Origin of the sequence: Mesorhizobium sp. M7A.F.Ca.CA.002.05.1.1, assembly GCF_003998335.1 — a bacterium.
Taxonomy (GTDB): Bacteria; Pseudomonadota; Alphaproteobacteria; order Rhizobiales; family Rhizobiaceae; genus Mesorhizobium.
This window is the reverse complement of the sequence record NZ_RZQI01001269.1, coordinates 1-1,239: the sequence shown is the minus strand read 5'-3', so window position 1 is coordinate 1,239 and position 1,239 is coordinate 1. Positions and strand designations below refer to the sequence as shown.

Sequence of the window (1,239 nt, the reverse complement as noted above, 5' to 3'; positions counted from 1 at the left end):
GCGTCGGACCGGTCATCTCGGTCAAGTTCACCGGTGTCGTCGGCGAAGGAAAATCCGGCATCTACAAGGTCGCCGTCGAAGGCGTGCCGGACACGCTGATGATCCGGGTGCAAACGGGACCGGCGATCAACGGCACCGAGCTTCGCGACGCCACCGGCAAGATCACATTCGGCCAGTTCACCAACCAGATCGAATACCAGGACGCCGGTTCGGCGTTGAACAACGAGATGAAGAAGGAAGTCCTGGCCAAGGTCGACACCAGCACCTTGACCGGCAAGACCGTATCGGTGGTAGGCGCATTCAAGCTGGTCAACCCGAAGAGCTGGCTGGTCACTCCGGTGAGGCTGGAGGTCAAATGAGCGCGGCTGCAGACACCGGACCCGCGACCGGCGACGCCGTGCTTTCGGCGCGCAACATCGTCATGTCGTATGGCGGCGTTCATGCGCTCAAGGGCGTCAATTTCGACATCCATCGCGGCAAGGTCACGACGCTGTTCGGCGAGAACGGCGCCGGCAAGTCGACGCTGATGAAGATCCTGTCCGGCGTCGTCACGCCGACATCCGGCGACATCGTGCTCGACGGCAATCTCGTCAGCTTCTCCTCATCCTCGGACGCGCGCGATCGCGGCATCTCGATCATCCACCAGGAACTCAGCCTGGCGCCGAACCTCAGCGTTCGCGACAACATCTTCATGGGCCGCGAACTGCGCACCAGAACCGGCCTCGACTTCGCCGAAGAATCGCGCCAGGCGCGCGCGCTGATGGCCGATCTCGAAGAGGACATCGACCCGATGACTCTCGTCGAGGATCTGCGCCTGGGTCAACAGCAGATCGTCGAGATCGCGCGGGCGCTGTCGGTCGATTCACGCATCCTCATCATGGACGAGCCGACCTCCGCGCTCAGTGCAACCGAGGTCGAGGTGCTGTTCAAGGTGATCCGCGATCTGACCAGCCGCGGCGTCTCCATCGTCTACATTTCACATCACCTCGAAGAAGCGCTGCAGATCACCGACTACGCCGTTGTCCTGCGCGACGGCGCCATAACGGCAACGGCCGAAGCCAGGGACATCGACCTCGAGTGGATCGTGCGCAACATGGTCGGCGAGAATTTCGATCTCGGCTCGCCGCCGACCGGTCATGCGTTCGGCGAGGTCGCCCTTTCGATCGAGGACGTCAGCGTCGTTGACACTTCGGGCTCGGGCTATTCCGTCGTCGATCACCTGTCGCTGGACGTCAGGGC

Annotated in this window: 2 protein-coding genes; both read left to right on the top strand. The window is 62.6% G+C overall.

Annotation, left to right across the window (positions count from 1 at the left end; genetic code table 11):
* The coding region (locus EN939_RS34775; protein WP_127271890.1) for a DUF2291 family protein at positions 1–359 on the top strand (359 nt) is incomplete at its 5' end.
* A partial coding sequence (locus EN939_RS34770) for an ATP-binding cassette domain-containing protein (protein WP_164751536.1) occupies positions 356–1,239 on the top strand: 884 nt, incomplete at its 3' end. The genes EN939_RS34775 and EN939_RS34770, both read left to right, overlap by 4 nt.